General features: G+C 72.6%; 18 protein-coding genes. 4 read left to right on the forward strand and 14 right to left on the reverse strand.

All coding sequences use genetic code 11. From position 1 onward, the window contains the following. Positions 1-117: 117 nt before the first annotated feature. From era to AB0H28_RS12910, 7 genes are all read right to left on the reverse strand, one after another. Positions 118-1,014, reverse strand: a complete 897-nt coding sequence (era, locus tag AB0H28_RS12880) for a GTPase Era (RefSeq protein WP_358038033.1) — start codon at positions 1,012-1,014, stop codon at positions 118-120. After that, on the reverse strand, positions 1,011-1,397 hold the full coding sequence (locus AB0H28_RS12885) for a cytidine deaminase (RefSeq protein ID WP_358038036.1): 387 nt from the start codon (positions 1,395-1,397) through the stop codon (positions 1,011-1,013). Before AB0H28_RS12885 ends, era begins: the two co-directional genes overlap by 4 nt. Next, complete coding sequence (locus tag AB0H28_RS12890) at positions 1,390-2,790, reverse strand: hemolysin family protein (protein WP_358038246.1); 1,401 nt, start codon at positions 2,788-2,790, stop codon at positions 1,390-1,392. The genes AB0H28_RS12885 and AB0H28_RS12890 overlap by 8 nt, the downstream gene beginning before the upstream one ends. After that, positions 2,766-3,239, reverse strand: coding sequence for an rRNA maturation RNase YbeY (gene ybeY, locus AB0H28_RS12895; protein ID WP_091572065.1), 474 nt, complete (start codon positions 3,237-3,239; stop codon positions 2,766-2,768). Before ybeY ends, AB0H28_RS12890 begins: the two co-directional genes overlap by 25 nt. 18 nt (positions 3,240-3,257) lie before the next feature. Beyond that, on the reverse strand, positions 3,258-4,316 hold the full coding sequence (locus AB0H28_RS12900; protein WP_358038040.1) for a PhoH family protein: 1,059 nt from the start codon (positions 4,314-4,316) through the stop codon (positions 3,258-3,260). A gap of 134 nt (positions 4,317-4,450) precedes the next feature. Further along, on the reverse strand, positions 4,451-5,827 hold the full coding sequence (locus AB0H28_RS12905; protein WP_358038043.1) for a serine hydrolase domain-containing protein: 1,377 nt from the start codon (positions 5,825-5,827) through the stop codon (positions 4,451-4,453). A 3-nt stretch (positions 5,828-5,830) separates the two neighbouring features. Further along, the gene (locus AB0H28_RS12910; protein WP_358038046.1) at positions 5,831-6,175 is read right to left on the reverse strand and encodes a histidine triad nucleotide-binding protein; all 345 of its coding nucleotides are present in this window, start codon (positions 6,173-6,175) and stop codon (positions 5,831-5,833) included. A 93-nt stretch (positions 6,176-6,268) separates the two neighbouring features. On the opposite strand from AB0H28_RS12910, the gene AB0H28_RS12915 reads away from it, so the two are divergent. Then, a complete protein-coding gene (locus AB0H28_RS12915) occupies positions 6,269-7,030 on the forward strand; it encodes an SDR family oxidoreductase (protein ID WP_358038049.1) in 762 nt (253 codons plus the stop codon). Positions 7,031-7,122: 92 nt separating this feature from the next. Here the strand turns inward: AB0H28_RS12915 and AB0H28_RS12920 are convergent, their stop codons facing one another. The 3 genes from AB0H28_RS12920 to hrcA all read right to left on the reverse strand — a co-directional run bounded on the left by AB0H28_RS12920 (position 7,123) and on the right by hrcA (position 10,097). Continuing rightward, positions 7,123-7,857, reverse strand: coding sequence for a 16S rRNA (uracil(1498)-N(3))-methyltransferase (locus AB0H28_RS12920; protein WP_358038052.1), 735 nt, complete (start codon positions 7,855-7,857; stop codon positions 7,123-7,125). 1 nt (position 7,858) lies between these two features. Continuing rightward, positions 7,859-9,001: a molecular chaperone DnaJ gene (gene dnaJ, locus AB0H28_RS12925; RefSeq protein WP_358038249.1), complete on the reverse strand. Its 1,143-nt coding sequence runs from the start codon at positions 8,999-9,001 to the stop codon at positions 7,859-7,861. 73 nt (positions 9,002-9,074) lie between these two features. Then, positions 9,075-10,097, reverse strand: a complete 1,023-nt coding sequence (gene hrcA, locus AB0H28_RS12930; protein WP_358038055.1) for a heat-inducible transcriptional repressor HrcA — start codon at positions 10,095-10,097, stop codon at positions 9,075-9,077. Positions 10,098-10,307: 210 nt separating this feature from the next. On the opposite strand from hrcA, the gene AB0H28_RS12935 reads away from it, so the two are divergent. Beyond that, a complete protein-coding gene (locus AB0H28_RS12935) occupies positions 10,308-10,955 on the forward strand; it encodes a DUF4870 domain-containing protein (protein ID WP_358038058.1) in 648 nt (215 codons plus the stop codon). Between the two features lie 41 nt (positions 10,956-10,996). Here AB0H28_RS12935 and hemW read toward each other — a convergent pair whose 3' ends face one another. Continuing rightward, on the reverse strand, positions 10,997-12,220 hold the full coding sequence (hemW, locus tag AB0H28_RS12940; protein ID WP_358038061.1) for a radical SAM family heme chaperone HemW: 1,224 nt from the start codon (positions 12,218-12,220) through the stop codon (positions 10,997-10,999). A gap of 19 nt (positions 12,221-12,239) precedes the next feature. On the opposite strand from hemW, the gene AB0H28_RS12945 reads away from it, so the two are divergent. Together AB0H28_RS12945 and AB0H28_RS12950 are read left to right on the forward strand one after the other, a co-directional pair. After that, positions 12,240-13,025 carry an enoyl-CoA hydratase-related protein gene (locus AB0H28_RS12945; RefSeq protein ID WP_358038064.1) on the forward strand — a complete coding sequence of 262 codons (786 nt, stop codon included), beginning with the start codon at positions 12,240-12,242 and terminating at the stop codon, positions 13,023-13,025. A gap of 158 nt (positions 13,026-13,183) precedes the next feature. Continuing rightward, positions 13,184-14,044 carry a hypothetical protein gene (locus tag AB0H28_RS12950; protein WP_358038067.1) on the forward strand — a complete coding sequence of 287 codons (861 nt, stop codon included), beginning with the start codon at positions 13,184-13,186 and terminating at the stop codon, positions 14,042-14,044. A gap of 18 nt (positions 14,045-14,062) precedes the next feature. Here AB0H28_RS12950 and AB0H28_RS12955 read toward each other — a convergent pair whose 3' ends face one another. Genes AB0H28_RS12955 through AB0H28_RS12965 form a run of 3 tightly spaced genes read right to left on the reverse strand, consistent with a single transcriptional unit; the run spans position 14,063 to position 17,168 of the window. Continuing rightward, a complete protein-coding gene (locus AB0H28_RS12955) occupies positions 14,063-14,893 on the reverse strand; it encodes a carbohydrate ABC transporter permease (RefSeq protein ID WP_358038070.1) in 831 nt (276 codons plus the stop codon). After that, entirely contained in the window at positions 14,890-15,879 is a 990-nt protein-coding gene (locus tag AB0H28_RS12960; protein WP_358038073.1) for a sugar ABC transporter permease, read from the reverse strand. The genes AB0H28_RS12955 and AB0H28_RS12960 overlap by 4 nt, the downstream gene beginning before the upstream one ends. Next, entirely contained in the window at positions 15,876-17,168 is a 1,293-nt protein-coding gene (locus AB0H28_RS12965) for a sugar ABC transporter substrate-binding protein (protein ID WP_358038076.1), read from the reverse strand. The genes AB0H28_RS12960 and AB0H28_RS12965 overlap by 4 nt, the downstream gene beginning before the upstream one ends. Between the last annotated feature and the right edge of the window lie 22 nt (positions 17,169-17,190).

The following is a 17,190-nucleotide window of genomic DNA, read 5'->3' on the forward strand; positions in this document are numbered from 1 at the left end:
GGCAGAGACAGTCGGTCCTACCCTGCTCCGACAAGCTGTGAAACGTGTAAGGAGGCCCGGTCGAGGTGAGATGACCCATAGATCTGACTGAACCTCACCACCGGGGCCGGCGCGGGCTCAGAAGCCCAGCTTGCGCAACTGCTTCGGGTCGCGTTGCCAGTCCTTCGCCACCCGCACGTGCAGGTCCAGGTAGACCCGGGTGCCCAGCAACGCCTCGATCTGCCGGCGCGCGGTGGTGCCCACGTGCTTGAGCCGACCGCCCCGGTGACCGATCACGATCGCCTTCTGGCTCGACCGCTCCACATAGAGATCCGCGTAGATCTTCGTCAGGTTGCCCTCCGGAATCATCTCCTCCACCACCACCGCGATGGAGTGGGGAAGTTCGTCCCGGACCCCCTCCAGCGCCGCCTCCCGGACCAGCTCGGCGACGAGCACCTGCTCCGGGTCGTCGGTGAGCATGTCGTCCGGGTAGAGCTGCGGCGACTCCGGCAGGTAGTCGGTCATCACGTCGACGAGCGTGTCGACCTGGTGACCGGCGACCGCGCTCACCGGCACCACTGCCGCGAACTCGGCCAGCTCGCTCACCGCGAGCAGCTGCTCGGCCAGCCGCTTCTTGTCCACCAGATCGGTCTTGGTGACCACGGCCAGCACCGTCGCCTTGAGGCTGGACAGCTCGCCGGTGATGAACCGGTCACCCCGACCGACCGGCTCGTTCGCCGGCACGCACAACCCGATCACGTCGACCTCGCTCCAGGTCTCCCGGACCAGGTCGTTGAGGCGCTCCCCGAGCAGCGTGCGGGGACGGTGCAGGCCGGGCGTGTCCACCAGCACGAGCTGCGACTCCGGCCGGTGCAGCACCGCCCGGATGATGTGCCGGGTGGTCTGCGGCTTGCTCGACGTGATCGCGATCTTGGTGCCCACGATCGCGTTGGTGAGCGTCGACTTGCCGGCGTTCGGCCGGCCGACGAAACAGGCGAAACCGGCCCGGTAGGGCCGTGCCTCGGACGCGGTCACTCGACCACCGTGCCGAGTACGACGCCGTCCGGCGCGGCCACGTGGATCGGCGCGTCGGCGGAGAGATCACGCACCGCGGCGTGCCCGGCCCCGTCCAGCGTCGACGCCTCGGTCACCACCACCGCGGCCTCCAGCCGGCTCGCGCCCGCAGCCACCGCCGAGGCGACCGCCAACTGGAGCGCGGTCAGGGTCAGCGACGGCAGCACCACGCTGGCCGCGGCGTACGTCCGGCCGTCCTGGTCGCGGACCGCCGCGCCCTCCACGGCCCCGACCCGGCCCCGCGCGCCCCGGGCCAGGACGACGAGCTTGCCGTCCTCGGCGCTCAGCTCGGCCGGATCGGCGGGGGTAGGCAGGGCGGCCGGCACGGCGGCTGACTCAGGCATCGGCGGGTTGCCTCTCCTCGGAACGGTTGGGACTGCCACCGGACTCGGCCGGCCCCGCGCCCTCCGGCGTGGAACCCGGCCCGGCCCGGCTCACCAGGACGGTGTCGATCCGGTTGCGTCGGCCGGTGGTGCCCTCGGCGATCAGGCGCAACCCGGCCACCTCGGCCCCGGAGCCCGGAATGGGCACCCGGCCGAGCGCCTGGGCGAGCAGCCCACCCACCGTCTCCACCTCGTCGGTGGGCAGCTCGGTGTCGAACAACTCGCCCAGATTCTCCACCGGCAACCGGGCGGTCACCCGCACGGCGCCGTCCGGCAGATGCTCCACCGGTGGGCGTTCGACATCGTACTCGTCGGTGATCTCACCGACGATCTCCTCCAGGATGTCCTCGATGGTGACCAGGCCACCGGTGCCGCCGTACTCGTCGACCACGATGACCAGGTGGTTACGGGCCGCCTGCATCTCGGAGAGCAGATCGTCCACCGGCTTGGACTCCGGCACGAACGTCGCCGGGCGCATCAACTCGGCCACCGGCATCTGCCGCGCCCCGCGGTCACCCTGGGTGCGCCGGATCAGGTCCTTGAGGTAGAGCACCCCGAGCACGTCGTCGACGTTCTCGCCGATCACCGGGATGCGGGAGAACCCGGAGCGCAGGAAGAGCGCCAGCGCCTGGGCCAGCGTCTTGCGCTCCTCGATCCACACCATCTCCGTACGCGGCACCATCACCTCCCGGGCGATGGTGTCGCCGAGCGCGAAGACCGAGTGGATCATCTGGCGCTCGCCGTGCTCCACCACCCCGCGCTGCTCGGCCAGGTCGACCAGCTCGCGCAGTTCCACCTGGCTGGCGAACGGCCCCTCGCGGAAACCCTTGCCCGGCGTGACCGCGTTGCCGATCAGGATCAGCAGCGACGCCAGCGGGTTGAGCGCCCGCCCCAGCCAGCGCACCAGCGGCGCGACCGCCCGCCCGACCGCATAGGCGTGCTGCCGGCCCAACGTGCGCGGCGCGACACCGACCACCACGAAGCTCACCACGGTCATCGCCCCGGCGGTCACCAGCGCCGCCCGCCAGCCGGCCCCGAACGTGTCGACCGCCACCAGCGCGACGAGCGTGGTCGCGGTCAGCTCGGCCAGCAGCCGGAGCAGGAGCAGCAGGTTGAGGTGGCGGACCACGTCACCGGCGACCGCCTGGAGGGCGCGCGCACCGCGCGCCCCGTCGCGGGCCAGCTCGGCGGCGCGCGCCGGGGACACCGCGGCCAGCGCCGCCTCGGTCATCGCGATCAGGCCGGCGAGGACCACCAGCCCGGCACCGAAGAACAGGAGCTGGAGATCGGGCAGACCGGCCGGGGCGCCCGCCGCCGCAAGGGCAACCATCACCGCGACCGGGTCGACCGCCAGCTGGCCAGCAGCCGGGCCTGGAGACCGAACATCTCCCGCTCCTCCTCGGGCTCGGCGTGGTCGTAGCCGAGCAGGTGCAGCACGCCGTGCACGGTGAGCAGGTGCAGCTCGTCGGCGGCGGAGTGCCCGGCGGCGGCGGCCTGCTTGGCCGCCACCTCCGGGCAGAGCACGATGTCGCCGAGCAGCGCCGGCTCGCCCCCGGCCGGGGCGCTCTCCCCCGGCCCGTGGTCGACGCTGCCCTCGTCCATGGGGAAGGCGAGCACGTCGGTCGGGCCGTCACCACCCATCCAGCGGTGGTTCAGCTCCGACATGTATTCGATGTCGACGAGCAGCACGGACAGCTCGGCGAGAGGGTTGACCCCCATCTCGTCGAGGGCGTGCCGGGCGACGGCGAGCACGGCATCGGTGTCGACCTCGACACCGGACTCGTTGGCGATCTCGATGGACAACTGTCTTCCTCTGGTGGGTTAGCGGCGCCGGCCGGCCCGGCCGCCCTGGGCGGGCCGCCCCGGCACGGCGTGCACGCTCTGTGTCTGCTGGCTCTCCCGCTCGGCGTCCCAGCGGGCGTACGCGTCGACGATCTCGCCCACCAGCTTGTGGCGAACCACGTCCGAGCTGGAGAGCTGGGCGAAGTGCACGTCCTCGACGTTGTTCAGGATCTCCCGCACCACCCGCAGGCCGCTGCTCGTCCCGCCGGGAAGGTCCACCTGGGTGATGTCACCGGTGACCACGATCTTCGAGTTGAAGCCGAGCCGGGTGAGGAACATCTTCATCTGCTCGGGCGTGGTGTTCTGCGCCTCGTCCAGGATGATGAACGCGTCGTTCAAGGTCCGGCCCCTCATGTATGCCAGCGGCGCCACCTCGATCGTGCCGGCCGCCATCAGCTTCGGGATGGACTCCGGGTCGAGCATGTCGTGCAGCGCGTCGTAGAGCGGGCGCAGGTAGGGGTCGATCTTCTCGTTGAGCGTGCCGGGCAGGAAGCCCAGCCGCTCGCCCGCCTCGACCGCCGGCCGGGTCAGGATGATCCGGTTGACCTGCTTGGCCTGCAACGCCTGGACGGCCTTCGCCATGGCCAGGTAGGTCTTGCCGGTGCCGGCCGGGCCGATGCCGAAGACGATGGTGTGCGAGTCGATCGCGTCGACGTAGCGCTTCTGCCCGAGGGTCTTGGGGCGGATGGTGCGACCGCGCCGGGAAAGGATGTTGAGCGTCAGGACCTCGGCGGGCCGCTCGGCGCCGCCCTGCTCAAGCATGCCGACGGTACGCCGGACGGCGTCTGTGGTCAGGGTCTCGCCTTTCTCGATCAACTCGAGGAGCTCACTGAAGAGACGCTCGGCGAGGACGTTGTCGGCGGGCGCACCGGTGATGGTGATCTCGTTGCCGCGCACGTGGACGTCGCTGGTGACCGAACGTTCGACGAGTCGCAGGATCTCGTCGCCCGCGCCGAGCAGATTCACCATGATCTTCGGGTCGGAGACCGTGATCCTGGTCTGCGCCCGGGGCGGGCCGGGAGGTGGGGTGCCGGTCATAGGTCGGGCCGTGGGGCCCTGCGCCACCTGCTCTCCGATCTCGGCGCCGGGCCCGGTCGGCGCGGCGTGCGGTTGCTCCCATCGTATCGGGTCGACCCCGCACGCACCGCGCCCATTTCCGGTGCCCGGCCGGGTCAGCCGCCGGCTCGGAAGTCGTAGCCGTCGAACGCCTCCTGCCGCCGGGTGAAGCGGTAGGTGGCCCAGTGCATCCGGACCACCACGCCCCGCTCGTCGCGGGTGAGCCGGAGCAACTCGCCCACCTCCCGGCCGGAGACCGTGCGGAACACGTCCGGCCGGTCCGGCAGCGGCGCGAACACCGACGGCGGCTTGTCGACCGGGTCGTCCACGCCTCGGGCCCGCAGCGCCCCGTCCTGCCAGCAGAAGACCGACTCGAACCCCTCACCCCACCAGCGGCCGAGCATCCCGCGCAGGTGCGCGGGCGCGGGCGGGCCGGGACGCCACGGCTCGATCTCCGCCGGGTCGTGCTCGGCGGCGGCGGCGAGCAGCTCGTGCGGCAGGTCGAGCACCGCCGTGCCGGTGCCGGACGAGCCGAGCACCGCGCACCCCATGGCGCCGGCCGTGCCCTCCCCGCCGCGCCGCCCGTAGACGGCGGCCAGGAAACCGGGCATCGCGCCGTCGTGCCCGACGTGGGTCACCCGGCCCGGTCGGGGCACCAGGATCAGCCCGAGACCGAAACCGGCCGTCCAGAGCGACTCGTCGGTGGTGGTGAGCGGCCAGCGCATCTCCTCGACGGTGGTCGGGGCGAGCACCGCGCCGGCCGGGTCGAGCGCGGCCGGGTCGGCCAGGAAGGCCGCCCAGCGGGCCATGTCCGGGGCGGTGCTCCAGAGCTGGGCGGCCGGCGCCACCGCGCCGAAGTCGGCGGGCGGCTCCGGGTGCGCCTCGTCGGAGTACGTGTCGACCAGGTAGCCGGTGACCGCCCGATCCCCCGGCGTCACGGTGGTGGCGGTCAACCCGAGCGGGCCGAGCACCCGCTCGGCGAGCACCTCGGCCCAGGCGCCCCCGCGTCGCCGGGCGACCAGCTCGCCGAGCAGCGACATGCCGAGGTTGGAGTAGTGGAAACGCCGGCCGGTGGGCAGCACCCGCTCCACCCGGGCCAGGTCGGCCAGCAGTTGGTCGACGGTCGGGGCGCGCAGGCTGTCCCACACGTCGCCGTACGGCTCGCGTTGCAGGCCGGCGGTGTGCGACAGCAGCCGGCGCACCGTCAGCTCGCCGTGCGCGGGCAGGTCGAGGTGCCGCCCGACCGGGTCGTCCAGGTCGAGCAGCCCGTCGTCGCGACACTGCATGACCAGCACGGCGGTGAACGTCTTGGTGACCGAGCCGATCCGGAAGACGCTCTGCGCGTCGAGCGGGGTGTCGGTGCCGGTGCCGCCCACCGAGGCGGTCCAGAGCGGCCGGTCCGCCCGGTGCAGGGCCGCCGACACGGCCGGGATGCGGCCCTTCGCCTGGGCCCACCGCACCATCCGGTCGAGGCGGTCGGAGATCGCGGTCACCGGTCAGCGGCAGAGCATCGGGCCCAGCGGCGCGCCGCCGAGCAGGTGGGCGTGCACGTGGAAGACCTCCTGGCCGCCGTACGGGCCGGTGTTGAACATGAGCCGGAACCCGTCGACCGTGAGGCCCTCCTCCTCGGCCACCAGGGCGGCGGTGTTGAGCAGCTCACCGGCCAGTGTCGGGTCGCCCTGCGCCAGGGTGGCCACGTCCACGTAGTGCTCCTTCGGGATCACCAGCACGTGGGTGGGCGCCTTCGGGTCGATGTCCCGGAAGGCGAGGGTGGTGGCGGTCTCGCGGACGATGGTGGCCGGGATCTCCCCGGCGACGATCCGGCAGAACAGGCAGTCCATCGCAGCAGTGTAAGGAGGGGCCCCCGCTTAACGCTTCCGGTATAGGAAGGGGCCCCGCTTAGCACCCCGGGACCGTGCGGCAGGATGGCCGGCATGGCGGGGCGGGCGGTGCTGGTGACGGGAGCCTCACGGGGCATCGGGCGGGCGGTCGCGCGGGCGTTCGCGGCCGGCGGGGACCGGGTCGCGGTGCACCACCGGGACTCCGCCGAACTGGCCGAGGCGCTGCGCGCCGAGCTGCCCGGCGACGGGCACGTGGTGGTCCGCGCCGACCTGGCCGACCCGGACGCGGTCAAGGTCATGGTGGACTCCGCGGCCGGGCTGCTCGACGGGCTCGACGTGCTGGTCAACAACGCCGGCGTGTTCGGGCCGGCCGACCCGCCGCACCCGGTCTTCGACAGCAGCTACGAGCAGTGGCGGGCGCGCTGGCGGGAGGTGCTCGACGTCAACCTGTTCGGCGCCGCGAACGCGTCCTGGTGCGCCGCCCAGCACATGCGGGGCCAGGGCGGGCGGATCGTCAACGTCTCCTCCCGGGGCGCGTTCCGGGGCGAGCCGGCCAACCCGGCGTACGGGGCCAGCAAGGCGGGGATGAACGCGATGGCGCAGTCGCTCGCGGTGGCCCTGGCGCCGTACGGCATCGGGGTGGCCTGCGTGGCCCCGGGGTTCGTCGCGACCGACATGACCAACGAGCACCTCAAGAGCGAGCGCGGCGAGGCGGTGCGGGCCCAGTCCCCGTTCGGCCGGGTGGCCCGCCCCGAGGAGATCGCGGCGGCGGTGCACTGGCTGGCCAGCCCCGAGGCCGAGTGGGCCGCCGGCACCGTGCTCGACCTCAACGGCGCCTCCTACCTCCGCACCTGACGACCCCGCTCCCCCTGATTCACGGAAAGAGTGGTCATCCCGGGCGGAACAGCCACTCTTTCCGTGAATCAGGGGAGAGAGATGGGGTGGGGTTACCAGCGCGCGAGGCGGGTGGCGAGGACGGACAGGGCGGCGACGCCGGCGGTGGAGGTCCGCAGGACGGACGGGCCGAGGCGCACGGCGCGGGCGCCGGCCTCGCGGAACACGGCCAGCTCCGGCTCGGCGATGCCGCCCTCGGGACCCACCACCAGGACGATCTCGCCGGTCGACGGCAGCTCGACGGTGGCCAGCCGCTCGTCGGCCGCCTCGTGCAGCACGAAGCCCGCGGCGGCGCCGGCGATCCGCCGGGCCACCGTGTCGGTCGACTCGTCCGGGGCGCCGGCCACCACCGGCAGCCATGGGCGGCGGGCCTGCTTGGCGGCCTCCCGGGCGGTGGCCGCCCACTTCTCCCGGGCCCGTACGCCCCGGTCGCCGCGCCACTGCGCCACCGAGCGGGACGCCGCCCAGGGCACGATCTCGTCCACCCCGGCCTCGGTCATCGCCTGCACGGCCAGCTCACCCCGGTCGCCCTTGGCGATCCCCTGCACCACGACCAGCCGGGGGACGCACGCGTCGGCGTACCCCCGGTCGGTGATCCGCAGGTCGAGGGTGCCTCGGCCGACGGCGGTGACCACCGCGGCGGCGGTGCCGCCCCGGCCGTCGGCGAGCAGCAGTTCCTGGCCGACGCGCAGCCGCTGCACGGTGGCCGCGTGGTGGCCCTCCGGGCCGTCCAGCGTCGCCGTGTCACCGGTGGGCAGCGCCTCGACCAGGAACAGTGGCGCCGACACCTCAGGCGTGCCCGTTGAAGGCGTCGCGCATTCGGGAGAAGAAGCCGCCCTGCTTGGTCAGCTCGGCGACCTCCTCGCCCCGCGTCTTGGCGAAGTCGCGCAGCATCCGCTCCTGGTCGGCGTCGAGCTTGGTCGGGGTCCGCACGTCCAGGTGGACGTAGAGGTCACCGCGCCCGGTGCCGCGCAGGTGCGGCACGCCGCGGGCGCGCAGCCGCAGCGTGCTGCCGGGCTGGGTGCCGGCCTTGACGTCGACGGTCTCCTCGCTGTCGAGCGTCTTGATGGTCAGCCGGGTGCCGAGCGCGGCGGCGGTCATCGGCACGGTCACCCGGCAGTGCAGGTCGTCGCCTTTGCGGGAGTAGACGTCGTGGGTCCGCTCGTGGATCTCGACGTAGAGGTCGCCGGCGGTGCCGCCGCCCGGGCCGACCTCGCCCTGCTGGGCCAGCCGGATCCGCATGCCGTCCTCGACCCCGGCCGGGATCTTGACGGTCAGCGAGCGCCGGGTGCGGACCCGGCCGTCGCCGGCGCAGGTCGGGCAGGGGTGCGGGATCGTGGTGCCGTAGCCCTGGCAGACGGTGCACGGCCGGGCGGAGACCACCTGGCCGAGGAACGTCCGCTGCACCGACTGCACCTCGCCGCGGCCCCCGCACGCCTCGCAGGTGGCCAGGTGGGTGCCGGCGGCGGTGCCGGCGCCGGAACAGGTGGTGCAGAGCACCGCGGTGTCGACGGTGATCGGCGCCTCGACGCCGAACGCGGTCTCGTTGAGGTCCAGCTCCAGGCGCAGGATCGCGTCGGCGCCCGGCCGGGTGCGCGGCCGGGGGCCCCGGCTGCCGCCGGCCGCACCGCCGAAGAACGCGTCCATGATGTCCTGGAAGCCGACGAACGGGCCGGCCCCGCCCGGGCCGCCCGGGCCCGCGCCGCCGCCACCCGGGGCGAGCGGGTCGCCACCCAGGTCGACGATCTGCCGCTTCCGATCGTCCGAGAGGACCTCGTACGCGGCGTTGATGTCCTTGAACTTCTCCTGTGCCTCCGGGTCCGGATTGACGTCCGGGTGGTACTGCCGCGCCAGCTTGCGGTAGGCACGCTTGATGTCGTCGTCGGAGGCGTCCCGGCTCACGCCGAGAATGCCGTAGTAGTCCCTGGCCACTGCGTTCGGTGTCCTCATGTTCGTCTCGCGTCTCGCCGGTCGTCGGCCGCAGCCGGCCGTCGGCCCTGACTGGTCAGTTCTGGGCCAGCAGCTCGCCCACGTAGCGTGCCACGGCCCTCACCGTGGCGATATTGCCGGGGTAGTCCATCCGGGTCGGCCCGAGCACGCCGAGCCCACCGACGATTGTGCTGCCCGGGCCGTAACCGGTGCTGACCACCGACGCGGCCCGCAGGTTGTCGACCTCGTTCTCGTCGCCGATGAGCACCCGGGTGGTGCTCGGCTCGGCCTCGCCGATCAGCTTGAGCAGCACGACCTCCTCCTCGAGCGCCTCGAGGATGGGCCGCAGCGAGCCCTGGAAGTCGAGCAGGCCGCCCCGGGTGAGGTTGGCCTGCCCGGCGAGCGCGAGCCGTTCCTCGTGCCGTTCGACGAGCGTCTCCAGCAGCACCGTGGAGAGCGTGGTCATGGCCGGTCGCAGGTGCGGAACGGACTCCTCGACCAACGCCTGCACCAGCGGCGGCGTCTCGGCGAGCTGGGTGCCGACCAGCTTCTCGTTGACCAGCCGGCGCAGGTCCGTCACGTCGTCGGCGGGGATCGGGGCGGGCAGCTCGACCAGCCGCTGCTCCACCCGCCCGGTGTCGGCGATCATCACGACCATCAGCCGGGTGGTGGAGATCGGCACCAGCTCCAGGTGGCGCACCTTGGACCGGGCCAGGCTGGGATATTGCACCACCGCGACCTGCCGGGTGAGCTGGGCCAGCAGCCGGACCGTGCGGTGCACCACGTCGTCGAGGTCGACCGCGCCGACCAGGAAGCGCTCGATCGCCCGGCGCTCGGCCGGGCTGAGCGGCTTGACCCGGGAGAGCCGGTCGACGAAGAGGCGGTAGCCGCGGTCGGTGGGCACCCGGCCGGCACTGGTGTGCGGCTGCCGGATGTAACCCTCCTCCTCCAGCACCGCCATGTCGTTGCGCACGGTCGCCGGCGAGACGCCGAGCTGGTGCCGCTCGACCAGGGCCCGGCTGCCCACCGGCTCCTGCGTGGCGACGTAGTCCTCGACGATGGCACGCAGCACGGCGAGCTTGCGGTCGTCGAGACCCATCTCCCCCACCTCCTGACGCACCTCGGCCCGGCGACGCGCGGCATCCGCCGGGCGGCTGGCACTCGACTGTAGCGAGTGCCAGTCTACGTCGGCACCCCCACCGACGCGATGATCAGTGGCGCACCCCCGGTCCGACCCGCCGGGACGGCCCGGCGCGCCGGGGCCGAACAGCCCTGGTGCCGCTTGCTCCCGGGACCTACGGTGACGTGCATGACTGAACCTCCTCGCCCGCCCGGAGCGGGGGATCCCAACCCCCAGCCCGACCCGACCTCACCGTCGGCGCCCTACGGCTCGTCGCCGGCCGACGAGCCGCCCACCGCACCACTGTCCGGCGCGCCGGCCGGAGGCGGCTATCCCCCGCCCGGTGGCTATCCGCCCCCGGGCGGCCAGCCCCCGCCGGGTGGCTACCCGCCGCCGGGCGGCTATCCGCCGCCGGGTGGTGGCACCCCGGGGTACGGCGCGCCCGGTGCCGGCTATCCCGGTGGCGGCTCGTACGGCCCGCCGAGCGGCTACGCCAACAACGACGACAAGACCTGGGCCCTGGTGGCGCACTTCGGCGGCGCGGCCGGGATGCTGATCGGCGGCGGGGTGCTGGGCTGGATCGCGCCGCTGGTGGCGCTGTTGGCCCGGGGCAACCAGTCTCCGACCGTCCGGGCGCACGCGGTCGCCGCGCTCAACTTCCAGCTCATCTGGTCGGTCATCGCCCTGGTCGGTTGGATCCTCACCTGCATCCTGATCGGCGCCGTGGTCGGCGTCGGCGCCATGATCGTCGGCATCATCTTCGGCATCCTGGGCGGGGTGAAGGCCAACGAGGGCCAGCTCTACCGCTATCCGATGTCGGCCAGCCTGATCAAGTGACAGCCGCCGGCCGGTCCCGCGAGGCGGGGCCGGCCGGCCCGTCAGGGCAGCAGGTCGCGCACGACCGCGTCGGCCAGCAGCCGGCCGCGCAGCGTGAGCACGGCCCGACCCTCGGCGTACGCGCCGGCGTCGAGCAGCCCGCCGGCCCGGGCCCGTTCGGCGCCGGCGCGGCCGGCGTCGTCCAGCACGTCCAGCGGCAGCCCGGAGGCGAGCCGCAGCCGCAGCATCACGTCCTCCATGTGCTGTTCGGTGCCGGTGAGCCGCTCCCGAGCCAGCGCCGGCGACGCGCCGACGGCCAGCCGCTCCGCGTACGCCGACGGGTGCTTGACGTTCCACCAGCGCACCCCGCCGACGTGGCTGTGCGCCCCCGGGCCCAGGCCCCACCAGTCGGCGCCGGTCCAGTAGAGCAAGTTGTGCCGGCAGGCCGCCGCCTCCGACCGGGCCCAGTTCGACACCTCGTACCAGGAGAAGCCGGCCGCGCCCAGCGCCGCCTCCGCGGCCAGGTAGCGGTCCGCCGCCACGTCGTCGGAGGGGTACGGCAGCTCGCCCCGGCGGATCCGCGCGGCCAGCCGGGTGCCGTCCTCCACGATCAGGGCGTACGCGCTGACGTGGTCCACCCCGGCGTCGATGACCTCGGCCAGCGAGGCGGCGAAGTGGTCGGCCGTCTCCCCCGGGGTGCCGTAGATCAGGTCCAGGTTGACGTGGTCGAACCCGGCGTCGCGCGCCTCCCGGGCGGCGGCGGTGGCCCGGCCCGCGCCGTGCCGCCGGTCGAGCACCGCGAGCACCCCCGGCGCGGCGGACTGCATGCCGAGCGAGATCCGGGTGTAGCCGGCGGCCCGCAGCGCCTTCAGCGACTCCGGGGTCACCGACTCCGGGTTGGCCTCGGTGGTCACCTCGGCGTCGGCGGCCAACCCCCAGGTGCGGTCGATGCCGTCGAGGATCCGGGCCAGGTCGTCGGCGGGCAGCAGGGTGGGGGTGCCGCCGCCGACGAAGACGGTGTCCACCCGCGGCGGCGGCGTGTCCCCCAACACCCGGACGGCGAGCGCCAGCTCGGCCAGCACGGAGTCGGCGTACGTCTCCCGGCTCGCCCCACCGCCCAGCTCGGCGGCGGTGTACGTGTTGAAGTCGCAGTAACCGCACCGGCTGGCGCAGAACGGGACGTGCACGTACACGCCGAAGCCGCGGGCGCCGACGGCGCGGCGGGCGGCAGCGGGCAGCGACCCGTCGCGCGGGACGGGTTCGCCTTCTGGAAGGACGCCGGGCATGGCCACTAGTGTGCCCGGCATGACCTCTCCGGACGCTCTCGTGCGGGTCGCCACGGCCCGTGGGGTGACCACGCTCACCCTGGACAGCCCGCACAACCGCAACGCGCTCTCCACCCCGCTGATGACCGAGCTGCTGGCCGGGCTGGCCGCGGCGGTCGCCGACGACGCGGTCCGGGCGATCGTGCTCGACCACACCGGCCCGGTGTTCTGCTCCGGGGCCGACCTGAAGGAGACCGCCGCCGCGTACGCCAGCGGGACCGTGCCGGCCGGGATGCTCGGCGACGTGCTGGTCGCGGTGCGGGAATGCCCGAAGCCGGTGCTGGCGAAGGTCGCCGGGCCGGCCCGGGCCGGCGGGCTGGGTCTGATCGCCGCCGCCGACCTCGCGGTCTGCGCCGAGGACGCCACGTTCGCGTTCACCGAGGTGCGGATCGGGGTGATCCCGGCGGTCATCTCGGCGACCGTGCTGCCCCGGCTGAGCCCCCGGGCCGCCGCCGAGCTCTACCTGACCGGCGAGGTGTTCGACGGCCGGCGGGCCGCCGAGGTCGGCCTGGTCACCGCCGCGGTGCCGGCGGACGGGCTGGACGCCGCCGTCGAGCGTTACCGCGCGTCGCTGGTCCGGGGCGCACCGGCGGCGCTGGCCGGGACGAAGGAGCTGCTGCGCCGGCCCGCCGCGACCGATCTGCGGGCGGAGATCACCGAGTTGGCGGCGCTCTCCACCGGGTACTTCCTCTCCGACGAAGGGCGGGAGGGGGTGCTCGCGTTCCGCGAGAAGCGCCCGGCGGCGTGGGTGCCCGCCGGAGAATGAAAGGAGGGGCCCCCTGTTAACGCATCTGGTATAGGCGGGGCCCCCTGTTAACAACCGGCACCGCGTCACCGGCCGGTGACGGGGCGGTGAGCAGGCCGGTCGACCGAGTCGGGAAGCGGTACCGGCGACGTACGCTGGTCGGACTGTCGGGACTGGGGGTGCTGGTGCGGACGCGAGCGGCGATCGTGGCATCTGGTGTGGTGGTGTGCGTCCTGGCTCTGCTCGCCGTCTGGTTCGTGACCAAGCAGTTCGGTCACCACCTGCGACTGCCGCTGGCCAGCCGGACCTGCACCGTGCGGGCTGACGGCGAGGTGGTGCTCGGCGCCGACCAGATGGCGAACGCGGCCACCATCGCGGCCATCGGCGTGCAGCGCCGGATGCCCGAGCGGGCCGTGGTGGTGGCGCTGGCCACCGCCTACCAGGAGTCGCACCTGCGCAACATCGCCCACGGTGACCGGGACTCGCTGGGCTTGTTCCAGCAGCGCCCGAGCCAGGGGTGGGGCACGCCGGAGGAGATCCGCGACCCCCGCTACTCGACGCGGAAGTTCTACGCCGCGTTGAAGAAGGTCAGGGGCTGGGAGGAGATGCGGATCACCGAGGCCGCCCAGCGGGTGCAGCGGTCGGCCTACCCCGAGGCGTACCAGAAGTGGGCGGACGAGTCGGAGGTCCTCACCCGCGCGCTGCTCGGCCAGGCGACCGGCGCGGTGGCCTGCACCGTCGGTCCGACGCCGACCATGCGCGGGGCGGCCGCGGCCCGCGCGGCCCTGGAGGGCTTGACGCTCGACTGGGGGCTGCCCCGGTTGGCCGCGGCGTCGGACCTGACCGGGCTGACGGTGCCGGCCAGCGACGACCGCGACGGCTGGCGGTACGCGCACTGGCTGGTCTCACACGCCGACGACCACGGCGTGAAGCGGGTCCGCTTCGGCAGTCTGGAGTGGACGGCCGAGCAGGGCACCTGGGACCGGGTGAAGGGCGATCCGGCGACGCAGGTGCTGGCCGAGGTCTTCGCCGACACCTGACCGGCACGGCGCACCACCTCAGCCCTTCACCGCGCCCGCGACCAGCCCGGAGACCATCCGGCGCTGCACCAGCAGGAAGAACACGATGACCGGCAGGGTGAACAGGGTGGACGCGGCCATCACCGAGCCCCAGGCGGTGTCGTCCCGGCCGAAGAAGAACGTCATCGCCACCGGCAGCGTGTACTTCTGCTGGTCGTTGATGAAGGTCAGCGCGAAGATCAGCTCGTTCCAGGCGGTGATGAAGGAGAAGATGCTGGTGGCCACCAGGCCCGGCGCGACCAGCGGGAAGAGCACCTTGCGGAAGGTCTGCGCCCGGCTGGCCCCATCGATCGCCGCCGCCTCCTCCAACTCCTTCGGCACCGCCGCCACGAAGCCGCGCAGCATCCAGACCGCGAAGGGCAGCGAGAAGCCCAGGTAGGTGAGGATCAGGCTGGGCAGCGTGTTGTAGAGACCGAGTCGCTGGATCATCAGGAACAGCGGGATGACCAGCGCCTCCAGCGGGATCATCTGCACCACCAGGAGCAGGATCAGGAAGCTGGTGCGCAGCTTGAACCGGAACCGGGCCACCGCGGTCGCGGCGAGCAGCGCGACCAGCCCGCTCAGCAGCACGGTGGCCACCGCGACAAGCACGCTGTTGAGGAAGAAGTCGAGGAACGTCACGCCGGGGATCAGGTTGCCGCCGAGGATCTCCCGGTAGTGCTCCAGCGTGGGCTTCGTCGGCACCGGACGCGGCGTGGCGGAGAAGATCTCCCGATTGGGCTTCAGCGACGTCGCGATCATCCAGTAGACGGGGAACGCGGCGAAGAGCGCGACCAGCAGGCCGGCCCCGTTGAGCGCGAGCTTCTTCACGACTCGTCCTCCTGCCGGAGCACCATGCGGACGTACAGGGCCGTCACCACGAGCAGGATGACGGTGAGGATGACGGCGATCGCGGAGCCGAGGCCGTATTTGGGCGGTGGCGAGAACGCCTCCGCGTACGAGTAGATCGACAGCATGAACGTCGTCCGGTCCTGGGTGCCGCCGGCCAGCACGAACTGCTGGGTGAAGACCTTGAAGTCCCAGATCGTGGAGAGCACCACGAGGATGCCGAACACCGGCCGCAGGATCGGGAAGGTGACCGACCAGAAGACCCGCCACGGCCCGGCGCCGTCGACCCGGGCCGCCTCCTGCAACTCGGTGGGCACGCTCTTGAGCCCGGCCAGCACGCTCACCGCGATGAACGGGAACGAGTGCCAGACCACCACCAGCGTCAGGATGGCGAAGAACAGCAGCGGATCGTTGAACCAGCCGTAGCCGGTCCAGTCGCTGCGCCCGAACAGGGCGGTGGAGAGGCCGTCGGGAAGCTTGTTGAACAGCCAGGTGACCAGGCCGCTCGTGTCGTCGAAGATCCACTTCCAGATGATGGTGCCGGTGAGCGCCGGGGTGGCCCAGGCGAGCATCACGCAGCTCGCCACGAACGTCGCCATCCGCTTGCCGAGCCGGTTGAGCAGCAGCCCGACAAGCGTGCCGAGCACCATCGTGAGCGCCACGTTGGCGACCGCGAAGAGCACGGTGTTGCGCAGCACCGTCCGGAAGAACGGGTCGCCGAGGATCTGCGTGTAGTTGGCCAGCCCGATCCACGGCCACTCGCGGTCTCCGCGCAGCTGCCGGACGTTGTCCAGCTTGTAGAAGGACATCAGCACGACCTGGCCGAGCGGCCAGAGCAGGAGCACGGCGATGATCGCCAGGCAGGGCAGGAGCAGCAGGTACGGGAGGCGGTCCACCTTGCGGCGGCGCCGCCGCGCGGGGGTTTCCCGCGCGGCGGCCTCGCCGGGGCTCTTCGTCAGTAGGCTCACTTGCTGTTCAAGATGCCTTCCATCTCGGTGGCCGCGTCGGCGGTTGCCTGCTCGACCGTCTTCTGACCCTTGATGACCGAGCTGTTCATCGCCTGGGTCACCGTCTTGGTGCGGCTGACCTCGACCCACTTGGGGGTGAGCGGGGTCAGCTTGGTGTTCTGGATGGCGGTGGCGAACGCGGCCATCACCTTGTCGTTCGCGTAGTCACCGCTGCTGACCAGGTCCTGGTAGACCGGGAAGAAGTTGAGGCTGGAGGCGAACTCCTGGTCCTTCTGCTTGCTCAGCAGCACGGTCATGTAATCCCAGGCCAGCGCCTGCCGCTCGCTGTCCTGCCAGATGGCGATGTCGGAGCCGCCGGCGAACGCCGGGGCGGGCTTGCCGTCCGGGCCGGGGATGGGGAACGTGCCCCAGACCTTCTCGATGTCCGGGTTGTCCTTCTTCATCGCGCCGCCCTGCCAGCTCCCGGCGAACGCCATGGCGGCCTTGCCGGTGGCGAACTGGGTGCGCGCGTCGACCTCGTTCCAACCGGCCGCGGCGGGCGGAGCGACCTTGTGCACGGTCACCAGGTCGGTCCAGAACTTGACCGCCTTCTGCGCCTCGGGCGTGTGGTAGCCGGACTTCCAGGTGTCGCCGTCCTTGGTGGCGATCTCGCCGCCGGCACCCCAGAGGAAGGAGTAGAACGGCAGCTCGGAGTTGCCGGGCAGGGCGATGCCGTAGGTGCCGGGTTTCTTGGCCTGGACGGCCTTGGCGGCGGCGACCATCTCGTCCCAGGTCGTCGGCGGCTTCACGCCGGCCTCGGCGAACCAGTCGGTGCGGTAGTAGACGGCGCGCACGCCGGCGTACCACGGCACGCCGTACTGCTTGCCGTCGAGCTGGGCGTTGCGCACCAGGTCGGGCAGGATGTCCTTGCCCTCGGACCAGCCGTTGAACTTGTCCGTGACGTCGGCGAGGGCCTCCTGCGCGGCCCAGCCCTGGGTCTCGGTGTTGCCCAGCTCGGTGACGTCGGGGCCCTCACCACCGGCCAGCGCGGCCTGGAACTTCTTCGGTGCTTCGAGCCAGGGAATGTACTGCACCACCACGTCGGTCTCGGGGTGCTTCTTCTTGAACTCCGTCTCGACCGTGTCGAGGAACGCGGTCTGGGCGTCGCCGCCCTCGCCCATCATCCAGACCGTCAGTTTGCTGTTGTCGGCGGCCTTGTCGTCGTCGCCGGAGCCACCGCACGCGGTCAGCACCAGCGCGGCCGACGCCACGATGGCGGTGACCGGGGCCAGCCGCTTCCACCTGTTCACGCCATATCTCCCTCAGGGCCGT

The sequence above is a fragment of the Micromonospora sp. NPDC050980 genome (assembly GCF_040653835.1).
Classification (GTDB): domain Bacteria; phylum Actinomycetota; class Actinomycetes; order Mycobacteriales; family Micromonosporaceae; genus Micromonospora.